This window comes from Cupriavidus numazuensis, assembly GCF_905397435.1.
Taxonomy (GTDB): Bacteria; Pseudomonadota; Gammaproteobacteria; order Burkholderiales; family Burkholderiaceae; genus Cupriavidus; species Cupriavidus numazuensis.
Genome location: NZ_CAJPVI010000003.1, coordinates 149,340 through 166,287, shown reverse-complemented (window position 1 = coordinate 166,287; position 16,948 = coordinate 149,340). Strand labels below are relative to the sequence as shown.

The 16,948-nt window shown below is 65.2% G+C and carries 19 protein-coding genes; 7 read left to right on the top strand and 12 right to left on the bottom strand.

The genetic code is table 11. The annotated features are described in order from the left end of the window. Positions 1-3: 3 nt before the first annotated feature. Positions 4-657 (top strand): ankyrin repeat domain-containing protein, encoded by a 654-nt coding sequence (locus KHO41_RS04420; protein ID WP_211952087.1) that lies wholly within the window; start codon positions 4-6, stop codon positions 655-657. 49 nt (positions 658-706) lie between these two features. Here the strand turns inward: KHO41_RS04420 and KHO41_RS04415 are convergent, their stop codons facing one another. From KHO41_RS04415 to alr, 4 genes are all read right to left on the bottom strand, one after another. Further along, on the bottom strand, positions 707-1,192 hold the full coding sequence (locus KHO41_RS04415) for a disulfide bond formation protein B (protein ID WP_211952086.1): 486 nt from the start codon (positions 1,190-1,192) through the stop codon (positions 707-709). Positions 1,193-1,357: 165 nt separating this feature from the next. After that, on the bottom strand, positions 1,358-1,930 hold the full coding sequence (locus tag KHO41_RS04410; RefSeq protein WP_211952085.1) for a GNAT family N-acetyltransferase: 573 nt from the start codon (positions 1,928-1,930) through the stop codon (positions 1,358-1,360). Between the two features lie 3 nt (positions 1,931-1,933). Next, positions 1,934-3,298: a DNA repair protein RadA gene (gene radA, locus KHO41_RS04405; RefSeq protein ID WP_211952084.1), complete on the bottom strand. Its 1,365-nt coding sequence runs from the start codon at positions 3,296-3,298 to the stop codon at positions 1,934-1,936. A gap of 89 nt (positions 3,299-3,387) precedes the next feature. Further along, positions 3,388-4,509, bottom strand: coding sequence for an alanine racemase (gene alr, locus KHO41_RS04400; RefSeq protein WP_211952083.1), 1,122 nt, complete (start codon positions 4,507-4,509; stop codon positions 3,388-3,390). A gap of 476 nt (positions 4,510-4,985) precedes the next feature. Between alr and lplT the strand changes: the two genes are divergently transcribed. After that, complete coding sequence (lplT, locus tag KHO41_RS04395; protein WP_211952082.1) at positions 4,986-6,305, top strand: lysophospholipid transporter LplT; 1,320 nt, start codon at positions 4,986-4,988, stop codon at positions 6,303-6,305. Between the two features lie 80 nt (positions 6,306-6,385). Here lplT and KHO41_RS04390 read toward each other — a convergent pair whose 3' ends face one another. Genes KHO41_RS04390 through tsaB form a run of 4 tightly spaced genes read right to left on the bottom strand, consistent with a single transcriptional unit; the run spans position 6,386 to position 9,654 of the window. Continuing rightward, positions 6,386-7,504 carry a DUF1853 family protein gene (locus KHO41_RS04390; RefSeq protein ID WP_211952081.1) on the bottom strand — a complete coding sequence of 373 codons (1,119 nt, stop codon included), beginning with the start codon at positions 7,502-7,504 and terminating at the stop codon, positions 6,386-6,388. Further along, positions 7,485-8,351 carry a uracil-DNA glycosylase gene (locus KHO41_RS04385; RefSeq protein ID WP_211952080.1) on the bottom strand — a complete coding sequence of 289 codons (867 nt, stop codon included), beginning with the start codon at positions 8,349-8,351 and terminating at the stop codon, positions 7,485-7,487. The genes KHO41_RS04390 and KHO41_RS04385 overlap by 20 nt, the downstream gene beginning before the upstream one ends. Then, positions 8,348-8,833, bottom strand: coding sequence for a ribosomal protein S18-alanine N-acetyltransferase (gene rimI / locus KHO41_RS04380; RefSeq protein ID WP_211952142.1), 486 nt, complete (start codon positions 8,831-8,833; stop codon positions 8,348-8,350). Before rimI ends, KHO41_RS04385 begins: the two co-directional genes overlap by 4 nt. A gap of 56 nt (positions 8,834-8,889) precedes the next feature. After that, the gene (gene tsaB, locus KHO41_RS04375; RefSeq protein WP_211952079.1) at positions 8,890-9,654 is read right to left on the bottom strand and encodes a tRNA (adenosine(37)-N6)-threonylcarbamoyltransferase complex dimerization subunit type 1 TsaB; all 765 of its coding nucleotides are present in this window, start codon (positions 9,652-9,654) and stop codon (positions 8,890-8,892) included. Positions 9,655-9,775: 121 nt separating this feature from the next. Here tsaB and KHO41_RS04370 point away from each other — a divergent pair, with 121 nt between their 5' ends. Beyond that, entirely contained in the window at positions 9,776-10,045 is a 270-nt protein-coding gene (locus KHO41_RS04370; protein ID WP_211952078.1) for an acyl-CoA-binding protein, read from the top strand. 41 nt (positions 10,046-10,086) lie between these two features. On the opposite strand, the gene KHO41_RS04365 is transcribed toward KHO41_RS04370, so the two are convergent. Together KHO41_RS04365 and KHO41_RS04360 are read right to left on the bottom strand one after the other, a co-directional pair. After that, positions 10,087-11,568 (bottom strand): DHA2 family efflux MFS transporter permease subunit, encoded by a 1,482-nt coding sequence (locus KHO41_RS04365; RefSeq protein WP_211952077.1) that lies wholly within the window; start codon positions 11,566-11,568, stop codon positions 10,087-10,089. Beyond that, on the bottom strand, positions 11,565-12,035 hold the full coding sequence (locus KHO41_RS04360; RefSeq protein WP_211952076.1) for an SRPBCC family protein: 471 nt from the start codon (positions 12,033-12,035) through the stop codon (positions 11,565-11,567). Before KHO41_RS04360 ends, KHO41_RS04365 begins: the two co-directional genes overlap by 4 nt. A gap of 114 nt (positions 12,036-12,149) precedes the next feature. On the opposite strand from KHO41_RS04360, the gene KHO41_RS04355 reads away from it, so the two are divergent. The 4 genes from KHO41_RS04355 (at position 12,150) to KHO41_RS04340 (ending at position 15,489) form a co-directional block, all read left to right on the top strand. Continuing rightward, positions 12,150-12,824 carry an SGNH/GDSL hydrolase family protein gene (locus tag KHO41_RS04355; RefSeq protein ID WP_211952075.1) on the top strand — a complete coding sequence of 225 codons (675 nt, stop codon included), beginning with the start codon at positions 12,150-12,152 and terminating at the stop codon, positions 12,822-12,824. Between the two features lie 104 nt (positions 12,825-12,928). Beyond that, the gene (locus KHO41_RS04350; protein WP_211952074.1) at positions 12,929-13,336 is read left to right on the top strand and encodes a VOC family protein; all 408 of its coding nucleotides are present in this window, start codon (positions 12,929-12,931) and stop codon (positions 13,334-13,336) included. A 184-nt stretch (positions 13,337-13,520) separates the two neighbouring features. Then, the gene (locus tag KHO41_RS04345) at positions 13,521-14,336 is read left to right on the top strand and encodes a MetQ/NlpA family ABC transporter substrate-binding protein (protein WP_211952073.1); all 816 of its coding nucleotides are present in this window, start codon (positions 13,521-13,523) and stop codon (positions 14,334-14,336) included. 295 nt (positions 14,337-14,631) lie between these two features. Then, positions 14,632-15,489, top strand: coding sequence for a lysophospholipid acyltransferase family protein (locus KHO41_RS04340; RefSeq protein WP_211952141.1), 858 nt, complete (start codon positions 14,632-14,634; stop codon positions 15,487-15,489). Positions 15,490-15,516: 27 nt separating this feature from the next. Here the strand turns inward: KHO41_RS04340 and KHO41_RS04335 are convergent, their stop codons facing one another. Together KHO41_RS04335 and KHO41_RS04330 are read right to left on the bottom strand one after the other, a co-directional pair. After that, on the bottom strand, positions 15,517-15,963 hold the full coding sequence (locus KHO41_RS04335) for a PaaI family thioesterase (protein WP_244873706.1): 447 nt from the start codon (positions 15,961-15,963) through the stop codon (positions 15,517-15,519). Between the two features lie 190 nt (positions 15,964-16,153). Next, entirely contained in the window at positions 16,154-16,804 is a 651-nt protein-coding gene (locus KHO41_RS04330) for a DsbA family oxidoreductase (RefSeq protein WP_211952072.1), read from the bottom strand. Positions 16,805-16,948 lie beyond the last annotated feature (144 nt).

Genomic DNA, 16,948 nt, shown 5'->3' with positions numbered 1-16,948 from the left:
ATAATGTTAGTTGAATTCTTCAGCAGTTTTATATTTGGCAGACACAGTGCAGAAATGAATGCCTTTGAGGAATCCTTGAAGGGCGGTGACACGCAAGGATGCCTTGAGATATTGGAACACAATCAAACTCTTGCGCACAGGATAGAACGCGATGTGTCCGGTAGCGATACGCCTTTGCAGATGGCCGTACGATATGGGAATCACAAGGTGTGCGATCGCTTGTTGTCTCTGGGCGCAAAAATGGACGCGATTCACGAGTTCGATGGAGAACGCGCATCGCCAATGATGAAAGTCGCCTCAGCCCAGTACGACACAATCAGCAATTCGACAGCCGTACGAGCGGTCTTTGTGAAGCACTACGTTGAACGTCGACAAACACCAGGCCAACCTGAAGTTCGCAGAACAATAGCAGACGTCTTCGCCATGCTGACGAATCGACTCCTTGCGCGAGTACGAGAGCCAGCACCTCCAATCCTCACGGTTCAGGCGACCATCGAATATTTCGAAGCATCGGCAATCATCCGGCAGGACCGGAACTACTGCGACTCAGAGTATCCGCAAGCGGCAGCGGCGATTTCAAGAATGAACACGGTTGCTCGCCAAGCACCCGCTCGCCAGGAATCCGGCAAGACTGAGCCAGTACAGCTCACCAAGTGAGCCCATGCTCAGGAAACCAACTTTCCGTTACACAGACGATGCGCCCGACTCAACGGAAATTCTTCTCCCGCCGGATCAGCCCCACCGCCAGCGTCAGCGTCAGGATGAACAGCCAGATCAGCGACCAGGCCGGTACGGACAGGCCCAACACCGGCGGCAGCGGCGCCGTGCAAAGACCGTCGGAATAGAACACCTGCGGCAGCACCTTGGCCGTGGGCAAGGCATTGACCCAGTTCTCCAGCGGATCGATGCCGCAGCTTGCCTTCGGGTTCAGCAGCAGCGACACGTGATACACGGCCACGGCAATGCCGCCGACGCCGGACAGCATGCCGAGCCCCTGCCACAGCGAACGCGTGTTCTGGGCAATGACCGCGAGCAGCGAGAACAGCCCGATGCCGATAAAGGCGAACCGCTGCATGATGCACAGCGGGCAAGGCTGGTAGCCCTTTTCAAACTGGAGGTAGAGCGCAAAGCCAACCAGCCCGAATGAAATGAGGGAGATCAGCAGGAAATAGGCGCGGGAATTGGCTTGCATAGACGGGCTTGCATAAACGATGAACAGAGCGGGATCACGGCTGCCAGGTTGCCAGCACGCGATCCGCTCCGGCTGTTGGTCGGCATTATTACCGATTTTCCGAAATGTCCCCTGAGACCACTTACGGAAACGGCATATCCGCGCCTGTGGCGGATTGCCGCAGGCTCAGACGCAGCCACGTGTAGCGGCTTCCCAGTCGGCGCGAGGCAACCGGTAGAGGCAATGTGACCGAAGCGGATGACCCGCCTGCAGCGCGGGGTGCTCAAACACGAGCGCATCCTCATGCATGCCGAGGCGCTCCATCACCGCCCGCGAGCGGCGGTTGCCGAGCGCGGTAAAGGACACGATCTCGTCGAGCCCGAGCCGCTCAAACCCCACAACCAGCGCCGCACGAGCCGCTTCGGTCGCGAAGCCCTGCCCCCATGCCTCGCGGGCGAGCCGCCAGCCGATCTCCACGCATGGCGCGAACGGCAAGGCCGCTGCCGGCACATTGAGCCCGACGAAACCGATGAAAGCGCCATCTGCCTTGCGCTCGCATGCCCAGAAGCCCCAGCCGAGCGCGTCAATCCTGTCGCGGCAACGCGCAGCCATGCCGTTGCTTTCCGCACGGCTCAGCGGCGCGGGAAAGTAGCGCATCACCTCGGCGTCGGCGTTCAGCGCGGCAAACGGCGCATCGTCGGCATCGCGCCACTGGCGCAGGTGCAGGCGCGGCGTGTCGATTTCGATGAGATCGGCCATCGCTCAGTCGAGATGGCGCACGCGGTCGATCGCCTGCTCGATACGCTCGACTGCGATTACTTCCAGCCCGTCGATCTTCTGCTTCGGCGCATTGGCCTTGGGAATCACGGCCTGCGTGAAGCCGAGCTTCGCGGCTTCCTTCAGACGCTCCTGCCCGCGCGGACTCGGGCGGATTTCCCCGGCCAGCCCGACTTCGCCGAACACCACCAGCCCGCGCGGCAGCGGCTTGTTGCGCATCGACGAGTGGATTGACAGCAGCACGGCCAGGTCGGCCGCGGGCTCGGTGATCTTCACGCCGCCGACGGCGTTCAGGAACACGTCCTGGTCAAAGCAGGCAATGCCGGCATGCCGGTGCAGCACGGCCAGCAGCATCGCGAGCCGGTTCTGCTCCAGGCCCACGGCAAGTCGCCGCGGGTTCGGGACGTTGGCGGTGTCGACGAGCGCCTGGACTTCGACCAGCAGCGGACGCGTGCCTTCCTGCGTCACGAGCACGCAGGAACCCGGCACTGTCTCTTCGTGCTGCGACAGGAACAGCGCCGACGGATTGCTGATGCCGCGCAGGCCGCGCTCCGTCATCGCAAACACGCCCAGTTCATTGACGGCACCGAAACGATTCTTGAACGCGCGGATCAACCGGTGCGAAGAATGCGTATCACCTTCGAAATACAGCACGGTATCGACGATGTGCTCGAGCACGCGCGGACCGGCCAGATTGCCTTCCTTGGTCACGTGGCCGACCAGGATGATCGTAATCCCGCTGCTCTTGGCAATGCGTGTCAGTTGCGCCGCACACTCGCGTACCTGCGCGACCGACCCCGGTGCCGAGGTCAGCGCCTCCGAGTAAAGCGTCTGGATCGAGTCGATCACCGCGACCTCGGGCTTTTCCGCCTCCAGCGTGGCCTGGATTTTCTCGAGCTGGATTTCGGCGAGGAGCCCGAGCGTCGGGCTTTCCACGCCCAGGCGCTGTGCGCGCAGCGCGATCTGTGCGCCCGATTCTTCACCGCTCACATAGAGCACGCGCCGCTGTCCGGCCAGATTGGCCAGCGCCTGCAACAGCAGCGTCGACTTGCCGATACCCGGATCGCCGCCGATCAGCACCACCCCGCCCGCGACCAGCCCGCCGCCGAGCACGCGGTCGAATTCATCGATGCCGCTCGAAAAGCGCGGGACATCGGCAGCGTCGATCTCCGACAGTTTGCGCACCGTGGCCGAGGCCGCCAGCGGCTGGAAGCGCTTGCCCGCAGTACTGCCTTCCTCGACGGTCTCGACCAGCGTGTTCCACTGCTGGCAGTGCGGGCACTGGCCGGCCCAGCGCGGCGCGGTGCCGCCGCATTCGGTACAGGTGTAGACGGTCTTGGTCTTGGCCAACGGGAGATCCTCGAAAGTGGGTAGCGGAAACGCGACGGCCGGCCACCACATGGCAGCCGGCCGTCAGACGGATCCGGTCAGGGTAGCACTCAGGCCAGCAGCGGCGAGGCGCTGTCCGGCGCCGTAATGGTGGCCACCGTGGTCGGCACGCGAGGCGCCAGCGCGCACATCAGCTCGTAACCCACCGTGCCGCTCGCCTGCGCGACATCGTCGATCGGCAGCCCCTGGCCCCACAGGGTGACGGAACTGCCGATCCTGGCCTTCGGGCACGGCCCCAGGTCGACGCACAGCATGTCCATCGACACGCGGCCCACGAGTTCCGTGCGCACGCCGTCCACCAGCACCGGAGCGCGGTGTTCGCCCCAACCCGTGGCATGTCGCGGATAGCCATCCGCATAGCCACAGGCCACCACGCCGATGCGCATGGGCCGATCAGCGGTAAACATCGAACCGTAGCCGACCGTATCGCCGGGCTGCAGGTCCTGCACCGCAATCAGTTCGCTGTGCAGCGACATGGCCGGCTGCAGGCCGACGCCCGCAACGTCGGCCTCGCGGCCGGTCGGCGATGCGCCATACAGGATGACGCCAGGCCGCACCCACGCCCGGTGCGCCTCGGGATGCCACAGGACCGCGGCGGAGTTCGACAGGCTCGCCTCGCCCGGCAGGTTCGCCGTGGCCGTGTCGAAAGCCTCGATCTGATGGGCGATGCCGCGCGGGCTGTCGGCATCGGAAAAATGCGTCATGTGGACGATACTGCCCACGCAGGGCATGGCGCGTGCGCGCTCCCACGCCGCGCGGTACTGCGACGGCTGGAAGCCCAGCCGGTTCATGCCCGTATTGAGTTTGAGCTGGATCGCCAGCGGGCCCTTCGGGCGTGCGATCTCCAGCATCCGGAGCTGCTCGTCGCAATGCACCGCGGTGGTGAGCCGGTATTGTTCAAGCAGCGGCACGTCCTGCGGCTGGAAAAAACCCTCCAGCAGCAGGATCGGGCCTTGCCAGCCGAGGTCGCGCAGCTGCACGGCCTCGTTCAGGTCGAGCAGCCCGAAGCCGTCCGTGCCACGCAGGCCGGCGAACACACGGCGGATCCCATGGCCGTAGGCATTGGCCTTGATGACGGCCCATACGCGGGAACCGGGGGCGTGACGGCGGACGACCTCAAGGTTGTTCGCAATGGCGGGTTGATGGATGACGGCGTGGATCGGTCTTGGCATGAAGTCACATCTCGCGAGGCATGCATCGCTGCCGGTGGAAGGAATCCTCTAGACGCCGCGGCGTGATGCGGGCGTCACCGGATACCACCGGGCGTCACTTTCAGCGGCGTATGCACCAGATCAGGGAAGACCCGGTCCGCGGTCAGCGATGCGCAGCCGTTATTTGAACACATCCTGGAGCGACGACCGGCAAATCCCGGGGAATCGCAGCGCGCTCCCGCTGTCAAACTGGCGCCTTTGCGGATTCAGGATTGTCGTGTTTTCGTGATATAAAGCCGGACGCTAAGGCCATGTTCTAAACGCGAAGCAATATGTCAATGACGGTCAGGCAAACCGCGCGGCGCCCCGGTGCCAAGCATGCGACACAATTCGACAAGGCCGCAGCTCAGGGTCCCCTGCAACAAACCATGGCCACGCCGATGGGCGTAGCCCTTCCCATAGCGCACGCAGAACGCGATGGAGACAAAGTCGAAAGCATGAAGAAGGGTTTTTACACCATCATGGCCGCGCAGTTTTTTTCGTCGCTGGCCGACAACGCGCTGCTCATCGCCGCCATCGCCCTTCTCACTGAATTGCATTCCCCGCAGTGGATGACTCCGCTGCTCAAGTTGTTCTTCGTTCTCTCCTACGTCATCCTGGCTGCCTTCGTCGGCGCATTCGCGGACTCCATGCCGAAAGGCCGGGTGATGCTCATCACGAATGCCATCAAGATCGTCGGCTGCGCGATCATGATGTTCGGCCTGCACCCCTTGCTGGCTTACGGCGTCGTCGGCTTCGGCGCGGCCGCGTACTCGCCCGCCAAGTACGGCATCTTGACGGAACTGCTGCCACCAGAGAAGCTGGTGATGGCCAACGGGTGGATCGAAGGGCTGACCGTGGGCTCCATCATCCTGGGCACAGTGGTCGGCGGCGCGCTGATCTCCGTGCACATTTCTCAGGTGCTGCTGCGCTTTGACATCCCGTACTTCGACACCGGCATCAATACGCCGGCCGAAGCCGCGATGGTCGTGATCATGCTGTTCTACGTGATCGCCGCGATCTTCAACCTGTTCATTCCCGACACCGGCGCGCGCTACCCGCAGCAGGAAAAGAACCCGATCAAGCTGATCGCGGAGTTCGGCGACTGCTTTGTCGCGCTGTGGCGCGACAAGCTGGGCCAGATTTCGCTGGCCGTGACCACGCTGTTCTGGGGCGTGGGCGCCACGCTGCAGTTCATCGTGCTGAAGTGGGCGGAAAAATCGCTGGGCCTGAACCTGTCCCAGGGCGCCCTGCTGCAAGCCGTGGTCGCTGTCGGCGTGGCGGTTGGCGCCATCATGGCGGCGGCGCGCATTCCGCTGCGCAAGTCGCTGTCCGTGCTGCCCTTTGGCGTGGCCATGGGCGCCACCGTGATGCTGATGGCCTTCTACACCAAGGACGCCATGCCGCAGGTCATGGTCGACCTGCTGGGCCTGCACATGCCGCTGTACATGGCGATTGCCTATGTATTCCTGATGATCGTGGGCGCCATGTCCGGCTATTTCGTGGTGCCGATGAACGCACTGCTGCAGCACCGCGGCCACGTGCTGCTGTCGGCCGGCCACTCGATCGCCGTGCAGAACTTCAATGAGAACGTATCGGTGCTGCTGATGCTGTGCCTGTATGCCTTGCTGATCAAGCTGAATGTGCCGATCGGCCTCGTGATCGTGGCGCTGGGCCTGTTCATCTGCATCACCATGGCGCTGGTCATGAAGGTGCACAAGTACAACGTACGCACGTTCAATTCGCTCGCCATGATCGGCGAGGACAAGCATCACTAGTCTGCTGCGTCAGAGAAAGCGCACCCGGCGGCGCAGTCGAACGGGGGCGCTTTTCGATTGACGCAGTGGACCAGGCACCGCTAGGCGCTCGCCTCCACCGGCTCCGCGGCGCGCACGCGCGCCCGGGCTTCCCACCCCGGCGGCACCACGAATCCGCGCGAGCGTTCGCGCCACCAGCCCGGCGCCTGTGCGCCGGCGGGTTCCAGTTCGCACAGCATGACCGGCGATTCCCGGCGCCAGCTGTGGCCGTGATCAGGATCGGCAAAGCGCTGTGCCAGCGCCTCGCGCAGCGACGCGGCGTCTTCCGTATCGCGTTCCTCCAGCCATGCGCCAGACAGCCATCCCGGCCGCGGCAGCCGGCACCAGCGCGTGCCGGGCGCCGAAGCGGCGCGAGCGAACCAGTCATCGAGCGTGGACCACCAGCCGTGCAGGTGGTTGTGCGCAATGCCCAGCGCATCGAGCCCCGCCGGCAACTGGCCATCCCGGTAGAACAGCCACCCGAGCAGATATACCTCGCTGCGGTCCACCGCAGGGCCCAGCAGCGCCTGCGCCTCGGCCGTGCGGGCCAGCGGCAGTTGACGCTGCACGATGTGGTCCAGCTTGTCGCCCAGCCGGTCCACCAGGTTGGGACCGACAAACGCTCGCAGCCCCTGCGGCGGCGTGCCGCCAGCATCGACCATCAGGTAGAACTTGGTGGCCATTTCCCAGTGCACGACCTCGCCGCTGCCCAGATCGCGCCAGACGAAGTCGAGCTCGCCGAGCGTCTGAATGCCATGGCCATGCGCGCGCCGCACCGGCACGTTCGCGGCAACCAGTTCCAGCCCTTGCGCATGGCGCAGGGCGAAATGCAGCAGGCGCTCGGCATGGCGCCCCAGCCGCAGGCTTCGCGCGCGTCCTGGCTCTTCAGGCAAGGCATCGGCAATGCCATTGGCGAGTTCGCCAATGGTGGCTGGGAGGCCGGCGGGATCGGCATGCTCGAGCCAGCGCTCCCAGGCGGCCTGGGTGCCGGAAGGCCAGCGAGCCGTGCGTGCGCCGCCATTGGCGGTGCCGGGTAGTGTCTCAAGCAGCGGGGGGGACAACGTGCACCAGGCCAGGTCGCGCGCGCGTTGCGATGCGGCCTGACGCCACAGCGGCAGCGCCGGCGTATGCACGCCGTTGCCGCCGTGGCTTATCGGGAGATCAGGCCTGGGCTCCCGCACGATCGTGCACCTCTCGGGCCAGGCACAGGTCCTCCCATGCGCGCGCCTTGTCGGTCAGGGTGCGCAGCAGGTAGGCGGGATGGTAGGTGACCACCACGGGAATCCCTTCGTAGCTGTGGACGGTACCGCGCAGCTTGCCGATCGGCGTGGTGGTGCGCAGCAACGACTGCGCGGCAAAGCGGCCCAGTACGACGATGACCTTGGGCCGCACCAGCGCAATCTGCCGCTTCAGGAACGGCTCGCACTGATCGACCTCGGCCGGTTCCGGATTGCGGTTGCCCGGCGGACGGCACTTGAGCACATTGGCGATGAACACATTGCGGCCGCGCCTGAGGCCGAGCGACGCCAGCATATTGTCGAGCAGCTTGCCGGCCTGGCCGACGAACGGCTCGCCTTGCAGGTCTTCGTTCTCGCCCGGGGCCTCGCCGACGAGCATCCATTCCGCTTCGCGGTCGCCTACGCCGAATACGGTATTGGTGCGCGTGCTGCACAGCCCGCAGGCTTCGCATGCGGCCACGGCGGCGTCCAGCGCGGGCCAGTCCATGGCGGCAATGGCAGCTGCTCGGTCCGGAACGGGGGCGATGAGCGGGGCATCGACTATCGCAGGGGGCAACAGCTCTGCGAGGGGCTCCACGACGTCGAAGACGTCGGCAGCCTCCACTGCGTCCATGTCGACCGATGCCTGCGCCACCATCGATATCGCTTCCTCGGCGGTTTCCGGCTCAGCAGCCATTACAGCCGGCAAGTCCGCCTCAACAGTGCCGCCCTCAGGCGCGGCAGGCGGTCTGCGCGGAATCCACTCGGTCGGAATCCCCAGCACTTCCAGGAACTGCGCGCGTCGGCTCATGCTGCGTCCTCCCCGCCGGGCCAGGCCCGACGCAGCACCAGTGCGTCTTCGCGCGCGTTACCGGCTGCCGGGTAGTAACCCTTGCGCCGGCCGATCTCGACAAAGCCCGCCTCCAGGTACAGCGCCAGCGCGCCCGTATTGGAAGGCCGCACTTCGAGCAGCATCGTATGCAGGTGGTGGGTATGCGACGTGGCCAATGCCACCGCGAGCATCAGCCGGCCCAGCCCCTGGCGCTGCCGGTGAGGCTCCACGGTGATGTTGAGCAGGTGCATTTCGTCGACGACCGGCATCAGCACGGCATACGCCACGAGCGTGCCCAGCGGATCGCGCAGGGTCAGCCCCATATGGCCGGCCTTGATGGAGTTCTCGAAATTGCCACGCGTCCACGGATGGGTGTAGGCACGCGATTCAATCTCCGCCACCGCATGCAGGTCCAGCGCGCTCATGCGTCCGAGTGCCCAGCCATTCGCCAGCGCGGGCATGGCCGGAATGCCCGTCCAGTCCGGGGTGTCGGTCGCATCCGAACGGTAGGACACGCTCACGATGCGCCCCCTGCCGCCGCCTTTGCCGCGGCCTTGGCTGCAGCGGCCGCTTCGCGCTCTTCGATGGTCTGTGCGACCTTGTCGCGCAGGTAGATCGGCATGGCGTCAGCGGCGTCGATGGTTTCGCCGCGCGCCAGCGCGCGCAGGGCGATGGCCAGCATCGGCTGCGCATGGGGCATCGCCTCGGGCAGCACGCGCGTGGCGCGTGCCAGGCCCGCCAGGCGCTCGCCAAATACCGTCGCGGCGTTGCCGGCTACCCAGAAATCGCCGGCGGGCAGCGGCACGGTTTCCGGCGGGCCGACCTGCAGCGGCGTTTCGGCTGCCCACTCCTGCGCCGCTTCGTCCCAGCGGAAGGCGCTCGAATAGGCTTCGTCCATGCGCGCGTCCAGCGCGACCAGCACCGACACATCAGCAGGCAAACCTGGCGTGGCGCCGCGTGCGCTTTCGGCGCAGACCATCAGCGTATTGACGGGAATGACCGGCAGCCCGGCGCCGAAGGCCAAGCCTTGCGCCACGCCGCAAGCGGTACGCAGGCCGGTAAAGGAGCCCGGGCCCGCGCCGAACGCAATTGCAGCGCAATCGGCCAGTGCAATGCCGGCCTCGGCCAGCAGTTCGCCCGCTGCGGGCAGCACGCGCGCGGAAGAGCGCGCGCCGGTATGTTCATGGCGAGACCATGACTCGACCGCGCCATCCGCCGTGGCACGGCCCAGTGCAACAGAACACCACTCGGTGGAAGTTTCGACAGCAAGAATCCAGGACATGGCGCGATTGTAGCCGGTGGCACCCCAAACCGAGTCCTTCCTCGGTTTTTTGACGGGCGCGGGCGGCGTGTTGGCGACTATCATCGGGCCATTCCTTCCCCCGACCTCTACAGGAGAACCCATGAGTGACCTGCAAGCCCGCTTCGAACAGGCCCAGATCGACGTCAAGCAACTCAGCGAGCGCCCCAGCAACATGACGCTGCTGCGCCTGTACGCACTGTTCAAGCAAGGCAGCGAAGGCGATGCGCACGGCGACAAGCCGGGCATGACGGATTTTGTCGGCCGCTACAAGTTCGAGGCGTGGGAAGCCCTCAAGGGCACGGCCAAGGATGCGGCCATGGAGAGCTACATCGCGCTGGTGGAAGACCTGCGCAGCGGCGCGACGGAATAAGGTTCGCTGGCGCCGTCTGTCGGAACGGACGGCGCCCCGCCTCAGGCTCCCGGCACCGGCTTCGGCCGGATGCGCCAGGATGCGAGGATGGCCGTGGCGATCACCACGCCCACGGCCAGGAAGGTTTCATCGAACGCGCGGATGCGCGCAGCCTGCGCCAGCACGTCGCCGCCCTGCCCCAGCGCCACGCCGTGCTGGTTCAGCCGCCACTGCAGGCCCACGCCGGCCAGGCTGACGCCGATCGCGCCGCCAAGCTGGCGCACGAAGTTGATGCAACTGGATCCTTGCGCGATCAGCGAGAAATCCACACCGCGCATGGAGCCGAGCGTCAGCGACGGCAGGATGCAACCCAGCCCGATTCGGCCCAGCACCGCCAGCGCCACCAGCACCAGGTACGGCGTGGACGGCGAACCCGTCGCCATCAGCAGGAACGACAGCGCCAGCAGCGCCAGCCCCAACGACACCTGCAAATGCGGTGATACGCGATGCGTGAAGCGTCCCGCCAAAGCGATCGTCACGCCAAGCGCAATACCGGCCGGCAGCAGCACCAGGCCCGCGCGCGACGGCGTATAGCTCAGCGCCATCTGCATGTACACCGGCAGCAGGTAGGTCGAACCAAACAGGCCGGCGCCGTAGATGAACGCGACCACCGCGCCCGCCGAGAACTGGCGGTAACTGTAGAGCCGCATGTCCATCAGCGGATCGGCCGCGCGAAGCTGCCACATCACGAACACCACGATCAGCACCACGCCCAGGCCAGCCAGCGCCAGCCCGGCGGCCACGCTTTCGCGCATTTCCACGAGGCCGTTCAACAGGCAGACCGTGGCGACCCCGGCCAGCGCGAGCCCGCGCCAGTCCAGCGGCTTGCGTTCGCCCATCATGATCGAATCGACGGCCATGAAGCGACGCGCCATGACTGCGCCTAGCAGCGTCAACGGCACCACCACGAAGAAAATCGAACGCCAGCCGAAGGCCTCCACCAGGAAACCACCGAGGCTCGGCCCCAGCGCGGGCGCCAGCACCACGCCGAACCCAAACAGGCTCATGGCCTTGCCCTGCTCCCGCTCGTCGAAGACGCGCAACACGAGGATGTTGGGCAGCGGCTGCATGATGCCCGCGGCGGCGCCTTCGGCCACGCGCATCGCGATCATCACGCCGTAGGTCGGCGACAGCCCGCCTACCAGTCCGCCCACGCCCAGCAACACCAGCGCCCCCAGGAACGTGCGGCGCAGGCCGTACCGGTTGAGCAGCCACGGCGTCAGCAGCATTGCCAGCGTCATGGCGATCATGAAACTGGCCGCGACCCACTGCGCGCGTTCCTGCCCGAGCACGAAATGCCGGCTCAGGTCGGGAATGGCGACATTGATGATGGTGGAAGAGACGATGGACGACATCGTCCCAAGCATCAGCGTGAGCAGCACCAGCCAGCGCAGGCGGTCGCCGTAGCGCGCGCGCAGCGCCGCCCGGGTCGGTCCGTCCGACCCGCCGCCGGAACCTTCCGGCGTTTGCGGAGCGCGGCTCACCCCAGGCGCCCCGTGGCAGCGATCTCGCGGACCTTGCGGACGGTGTCGATGTCGGCCTCGTGGTAGGCGGACTTGACGATTTCGGCGTAGCGGTCGTCGCCGCTGGCGTCCACGGCCGGCATGGTCGTGTCGTACACGAAGCGCAGCAGCAGCGCGCCCGCCGCGGGCGTCTCGATCACCATCGTCAGCGTGCCGCCGGCGTGCTCGGCGGTGGCAGCGGTCTCGTAGCGGACCTGGCGGCGCGGTTCGAACACCACGCGGTCATGGATCTTCGCAGCCCCGAAATGCAGCACGCGGTCGATCCAGCCTTCACCCCGGGCCAAGACTTCGGCGCGGTCCAGTCCCAGCACGAACAGTTCGGGCGACTCGGCGCGCAGGACCAGCCCTTGCCAGAGCTGGTCAGGCGTGAGCGGATCCAGTTGAGGATTGCCTGGATCGTTGATCTCTACCAAGTGCTCGAAACGCAACTTATTTCTCCGTGTTCTGATGTAATCGATATTATGAGGTGTCTGGCCTGTTCGTCAGTACCATTTCACTGCGCAGCGCAGCATCCGCGCCACGCGCCTAGAGGAGCCTTTCGCATGCCATTGACCGCGCCGTCTGAAGTCGATCCGCTGCAGATCCTGGTCTATGCCGACTCGCTTTCGTGGGGCATCGTGCCCGGCACGCGCCAGCGGCTGCCCTTCCCGGTCCGCTGGCCGGGCCGGCTCGAACTCGGCCTGAACGCCGACGGCGGCACCCCGGTCCGCATCATCGAGGACTGCCTGAACGGCCGGCGCACCGTCTGGGACGACCCGTTCAAACCGGGCCGCAACGGCTTGCAGGGTCTGGCGCAGCGCATCGAGATCCATTCCCCGCTGGCGCTCGTGGTTTTGATGCTGGGCAACAACGATTTCCAGTCCATGCATCCGCACAACGCCTGGCATGCGGCACAAGGGGTCGGCGCGCTCATTCATGCCATCCGCACGGCGCCCACCGAACCAGGCATGCCGGTGCCACCGATCCTGGTGGTCGTGCCTCCGCCGATCCGCACACCGTGCGGGCCGCTTGCGCCCAAGTTCGCCGGCGGCGAGCACAAGTGGGTGGGCCTGCCCGAGGCCTTGCGCGACCTGTGCGCCGCCGTCGATTGCCCGCTGTTCGATGCGGGCACCGTAATCCAGAGCAGTGCCGTCGACGGCGTGCACCTTGACGCCGATGCCCATATCGCCCTCGGCGATGCCCTGCAACCGGTCGTCCGTACGCTGCTCGAGCGCTGAATCTTCGGCCAATCGCGGCAAGGGACACCTCTCCTGACAGCAGTTGTCAGGAGCACGGGCGCACAATGCGGCAGCTATCCCCCCAAAGCTGTCAGGAGACCGTGATGGAGTTGCTGATCAACGTCGACGTCGATGACCTGCCGCGCGGCATCGGCTTCTACCAGGAAGGACTGGGCCTACGCCTGAGCCGCAAGCTGTTTGACGATACCGTCGCAGAAATGACGGGCGGCGCCACGCCCATCTACCTGCTCGCCAAGCCGGCCGGCACGCGCCCGACCTCGCGCGCCGATACTCGGCGCGACTACCGCCGGCACTGGACGCCGGTGCACCTCGATTTTGTCGTGGACAACCTCGAGGCCGCCATCGAGCGCGCTCTGGAAGCCGGCGCGGAGATCGAGGACTGGCCGCAGGAGTTCGACTGGGGCCGGCAGGCGACGCTGTCGGACCCGTTTGGGCATGGGCTTTGTTTTATTGAGTGGAAGGGTGAGGGGTATGGAAGCTCACGCCATTAAATGGCAGCATTCCCGCCGCACTTGAATTCATAAGCATATGAAAAAGAAATAGACGCCCAAATACCCTGCGCAGCCCCGTTTGGACGCAATTGCGTTAATCTTTGGCTTCGCCCGCCCCACCCTACACGGACCGGGGTCAGGCGCCTTTCAAGCCACAAGCTTCCAATAACATCCAAACTCTCCTATGCGCAGCATCTCCCTTTACAAGCGTCTGGCGGTTGCCGTGTCCGCCGTTGGCTTCATTGTCGCCGCCGGCAGCGCCTCGGCCCAGGAACAGACCATTCGCGTGGGTACCGTGAGCGGTCCGGACGCCGAAGTCTGGCAAGTCGTGCAGAAAGTGGCCAAGAAGAATGGCCTGAACGTGAAGGTCGTGGAATTCAACGACTACGTGCAGCCGAACGCCGCGCTGGATGCCGGCGACCTCGACGCCAACAGCTTCCAGCACCAGCCTTACCTCGACAGCCAGATCAAGCAGCGCGGCTACAAGATGGTCAGCGTGGGCTATACCTACATCTCGCCGCTGGGCATCTACTCGAAGAACCTGAAGTCGCCGAAGGACCTGGCGCAGGGCGCCAAGGTCGCCGTGCCCAACGACCCGTCGAACGAGAACCGCGCGCTGCTGCTGCTCCAGGCACAGGGAGTGATCAAGCTCAAGGCCGGCGCGGGCACCAACGGCACCAACGCAACCCCGCTGGACGTCGCCGAGAACCCGAAGAAGCTGAAGATCGTGGAACTGGACGCCGCCCAGCTGGCCCGCGCCCTGCCCGACGTCGGCGCCGCCGTCATCAACACCAACTATGCGCTGGCCGCCGGCCTGCAGCCGACCAGGAACGCGATCGGCCTGGAAGACATCCACAGCCCGTACGCAAACATCATCGTCGTGCGCACCCAGGACAAGGACAAGCCGTGGGTGAAGAAGCTGGTGGCGGCCTATCAGTCGGAAGACGTCAAGCAGTTCATGAAGACCCAGTTCAAGGGCGCGATGGTCCCTTCGTTCTGATCGTCTGATGATCTGATCGCGAAGCGGGGCCGGTGCGGCAGGATTCGAACATCCTGATCCGGTCCCGTATGCCATCGCCAATCTGTCCCCAAATCGCGGCCGCGCGCGTGCCATCGTTGCAAGCGCACCGCGTTCCCCGCCAAAACTGCGGCCCGAAAACCGATGCGTGGTACAGTGAGCGCCCTTCAACGCGAGAGGCCCGCATGTCCCGCCGCGCTATTGATTTCACGCTGAAACGGGAGACGCTCGCGTGACCGCATCCCCACGCCAGCCTTCCTCACGCAGCCCCCTTGCCATGGTGGTACGGCTCGTTGCCGCGCTGCCGCTGCCAGTCGCCCATGCACTCGGACGCATGTTGGGACGGCTTGTCTATGCCCTGCCCGGTCGATACCGCCAGCATGTGCAGCAGAACGCCATGCAGGCCGGATATCCGGGGCCTGCTTTCGCGCGCCGGGCGGCGGCCGAAACCGGTGCGATGATGACCGAACTGGCCCATGTCTGGTTTCGCAGCCCGGATTGTATGGAAAAGGTCATCTGCGAAGACTGGGACGTGATCGAGCAAACGCTGGCCGAAGGCCGCGGTCTCGTCATGCTCACGCCTCACCTGGGATGCTTCGAACTGGCGGCCCGCTATGCCGCGGAACGCATCTCGCTGACGATCATGTTCCGGCCGCATCGCAAGGCGGTGTTTCGGGACCTGCTTGATTGGGTGCGCGAAACGTCGAACCTCAAGGCGGTTCCGGCAACCGCACAGGGCGTACGTGCATTCGTACGCGCATTGCGACAAGGCGAGGCGGTCGGCCTGTTGCCCGATCAGGCTCCCAAGGGCGATGGCGTCTGGGTGCCCTTCTTCGGCCGCAAGGCCTACACGATCACCTTGCCGTGCAAGCTGGCTTCGCAAACCGGTGCGCCACTGATCATCGCCGCCGGCGAGCGGCTGCCGCATGGGCGCGGCTGGCGCATGCATGTGAAGCGACTGACCGCGCCAATGCCGCCGACTACGGAAGAACAGGCTGCATGGATCAATGCCGAGGTCGAGGAGATGATCCGCCGATTCCCCGAGCAGTATCTGTGGGGCTACAACCGCTACAAGGTACCGTCCGGCACGCAAGCGCCGAGCGCGAACAGCACCGAGACCGCAAACGCCGCGTGACGACTGCGCTCGCGGCGAATTCCTCGCTCACTTGAGGTATTTCATCGTCGCCACGCCCGTGGCGACGAGCGTTTCTTCGTCCAGCCAGACCTCCGCGCGCGAGAAGAAGATCGAACGGCCACGCCGCTCGACCATGCCTTTCGCGGTCAGCAGCTTGCCTGTCCCGTTGCTCAGGAAGTTTGACGTCAGCGACAACGTGACGGCGTGCAACGGCGCTTCGCCGGGCGGCGAGTACAGGCCCGAATAACCCGTCGCGGCATCAAGCAGGGTGCAGATGGTGCCCCCGTGAATGACGCGGCTCCGGTTGAGCATATGGGGCGCGACGTCGAGTTCCAGCTCCACGTAATCGCGGCGCCATTGGGTAATGCGGACACCGACGCTTTCCAGCGCGGGATTATCGAGGCTGAATCGGCCGTGATCGTCACAGGAAACAACATCCGCGGCAGTGGCGGTTTCGGAGAATTGATCTTTCATTTCATGAATCGGCGCGGCTCCTTGGGGAAGCGCACGCCTTGCAAGCTACAGGGGGCACGCCGGGCTGACGCCCCTTCAGGAAGCGCAGGCCCGTTTGCTATCGCGCGACAGCAAGAGCGTAACTTCCGGCGATTTGCCCCTGACGTAAAGCTGGATTTCGCGAACGGTCCCTTTTGTCCGCGTGAATGCCCTATTCCTTTGCGGTTTCCGCCAGGATGCTGTGGATCGCCTGTTCGAAGGCTTCCGCCGGCTGGCCGCCCGTCACCAGGTAGCGGCGGTTGAAGATGATGGCCGGCACGGAACTGATGCCCATCGACTGGTTCTCGCGTTCCGCCTCGCGCACCTCATCGGCGTAGTCGCCACCCTGCAGCACCTGGCGCGCCCGCGCGCCATCGAGTCCGACCGATTCTGCAACGTCGACCAGCACATCCTGATCGCTGGGATCCTGGCCCTCGCCATGGTAGGCCTTCAGCAGTGCGAGCTTGAGCGGAAGCTGGCGGCCTTCGAGCCCTGCCCAATGCAGCAGCCGATGTGCGTCGAACGTGTTGTAGACGCGCGTACGCGGCCCGAAAGCAAAGCCCACCGAAGCGCCGCGATCGCGGATCATCGCCTGCGTCTCGGCAATCTGCTCCGCAGTGCGCCCGTATTTCTTGCCGAGGTACTCGACGATCGACTCGCCCTCGGGGCCCATGTCGGGATTCAGTTCGAAAGGATGCACGGCGATCTCGACCTCTACGGCATCCCCGAGTCGCGACAGTGCAAGCTGCAGCGAGGACAGGCCGATGGCGCACCACGGACAGGAGATGTCGGAAATGAAGTCGATGCGAAGCGGTTGGGTCATGGGATTTGTGGCGGGAACGGCCCTATGTGGGGAAAAGCAGCGCACAGCGTAACCCGAAATGGCGGTGCTTGCAGGAGCCGGCCTTGTCAAGAACGACCGTCGCATCGCCAGGATCGACGACCCCTCCATGCTTGGATGCAGTTG

Bases quoted from the DNA above. Each gene is read 5' to 3' on its own strand.
- KHO41_RS04420 (WP_211952087.1), top strand. From the start codon at position 4: ATGTTAGTTGAATTCTTCAGCAGTTTTATATTTGGCAGACACAGTGCA.
- KHO41_RS04415 (WP_211952086.1), bottom strand. From the start codon at position 1,192: ATGCAAGCCAATTCCCGCGCCTATTTCCTGCTGATCTCCCTCATTTCA.
- KHO41_RS04410 (WP_211952085.1), bottom strand. From the start codon at position 1,930: ATGGCCGATCTCATCGAAATCGACACGCCGCGCCTGCACCTGCGCCAG.
- alr (WP_211952083.1), bottom strand. From the start codon at position 4,509: ATGCCAAGACCGATCCACGCCGTCATCCATCAACCCGCCATTGCGAAC.
- lplT (WP_211952082.1), top strand. From the start codon at position 4,986: ATGAAGAAGGGTTTTTACACCATCATGGCCGCGCAGTTTTTTTCGTCG.
- KHO41_RS04385 (WP_211952080.1), bottom strand. From the start codon at position 8,351: ATGAGCCGACGCGCGCAGTTCCTGGAAGTGCTGGGGATTCCGACCGAG.
- rimI (WP_211952142.1), bottom strand. From the start codon at position 8,833: ATGCCCGCGCTGGCGAATGGCTGGGCACTCGGACGCATGAGCGCGCTG.
- tsaB (WP_211952079.1), bottom strand. From the start codon at position 9,654: ATGTCCTGGATTCTTGCTGTCGAAACTTCCACCGAGTGGTGTTCTGTT.
- KHO41_RS04370 (WP_211952078.1), top strand. From the start codon at position 9,776: ATGAGTGACCTGCAAGCCCGCTTCGAACAGGCCCAGATCGACGTCAAG.
- KHO41_RS04355 (WP_211952075.1), top strand. From the start codon at position 12,150: ATGCCATTGACCGCGCCGTCTGAAGTCGATCCGCTGCAGATCCTGGTC.
- KHO41_RS04350 (WP_211952074.1), top strand. From the start codon at position 12,929: ATGGAGTTGCTGATCAACGTCGACGTCGATGACCTGCCGCGCGGCATC.
- KHO41_RS04345 (WP_211952073.1), top strand. From the start codon at position 13,521: ATGCGCAGCATCTCCCTTTACAAGCGTCTGGCGGTTGCCGTGTCCGCC.
- KHO41_RS04340 (WP_211952141.1), top strand. From the start codon at position 14,632: ATGGTGGTACGGCTCGTTGCCGCGCTGCCGCTGCCAGTCGCCCATGCA.
- KHO41_RS04335 (WP_244873706.1), bottom strand. From the start codon at position 15,963: ATGAAAGATCAATTCTCCGAAACCGCCACTGCCGCGGATGTTGTTTCC.
- KHO41_RS04330 (WP_211952072.1), bottom strand. From the start codon at position 16,804: ATGACCCAACCGCTTCGCATCGACTTCATTTCCGACATCTCCTGTCCG.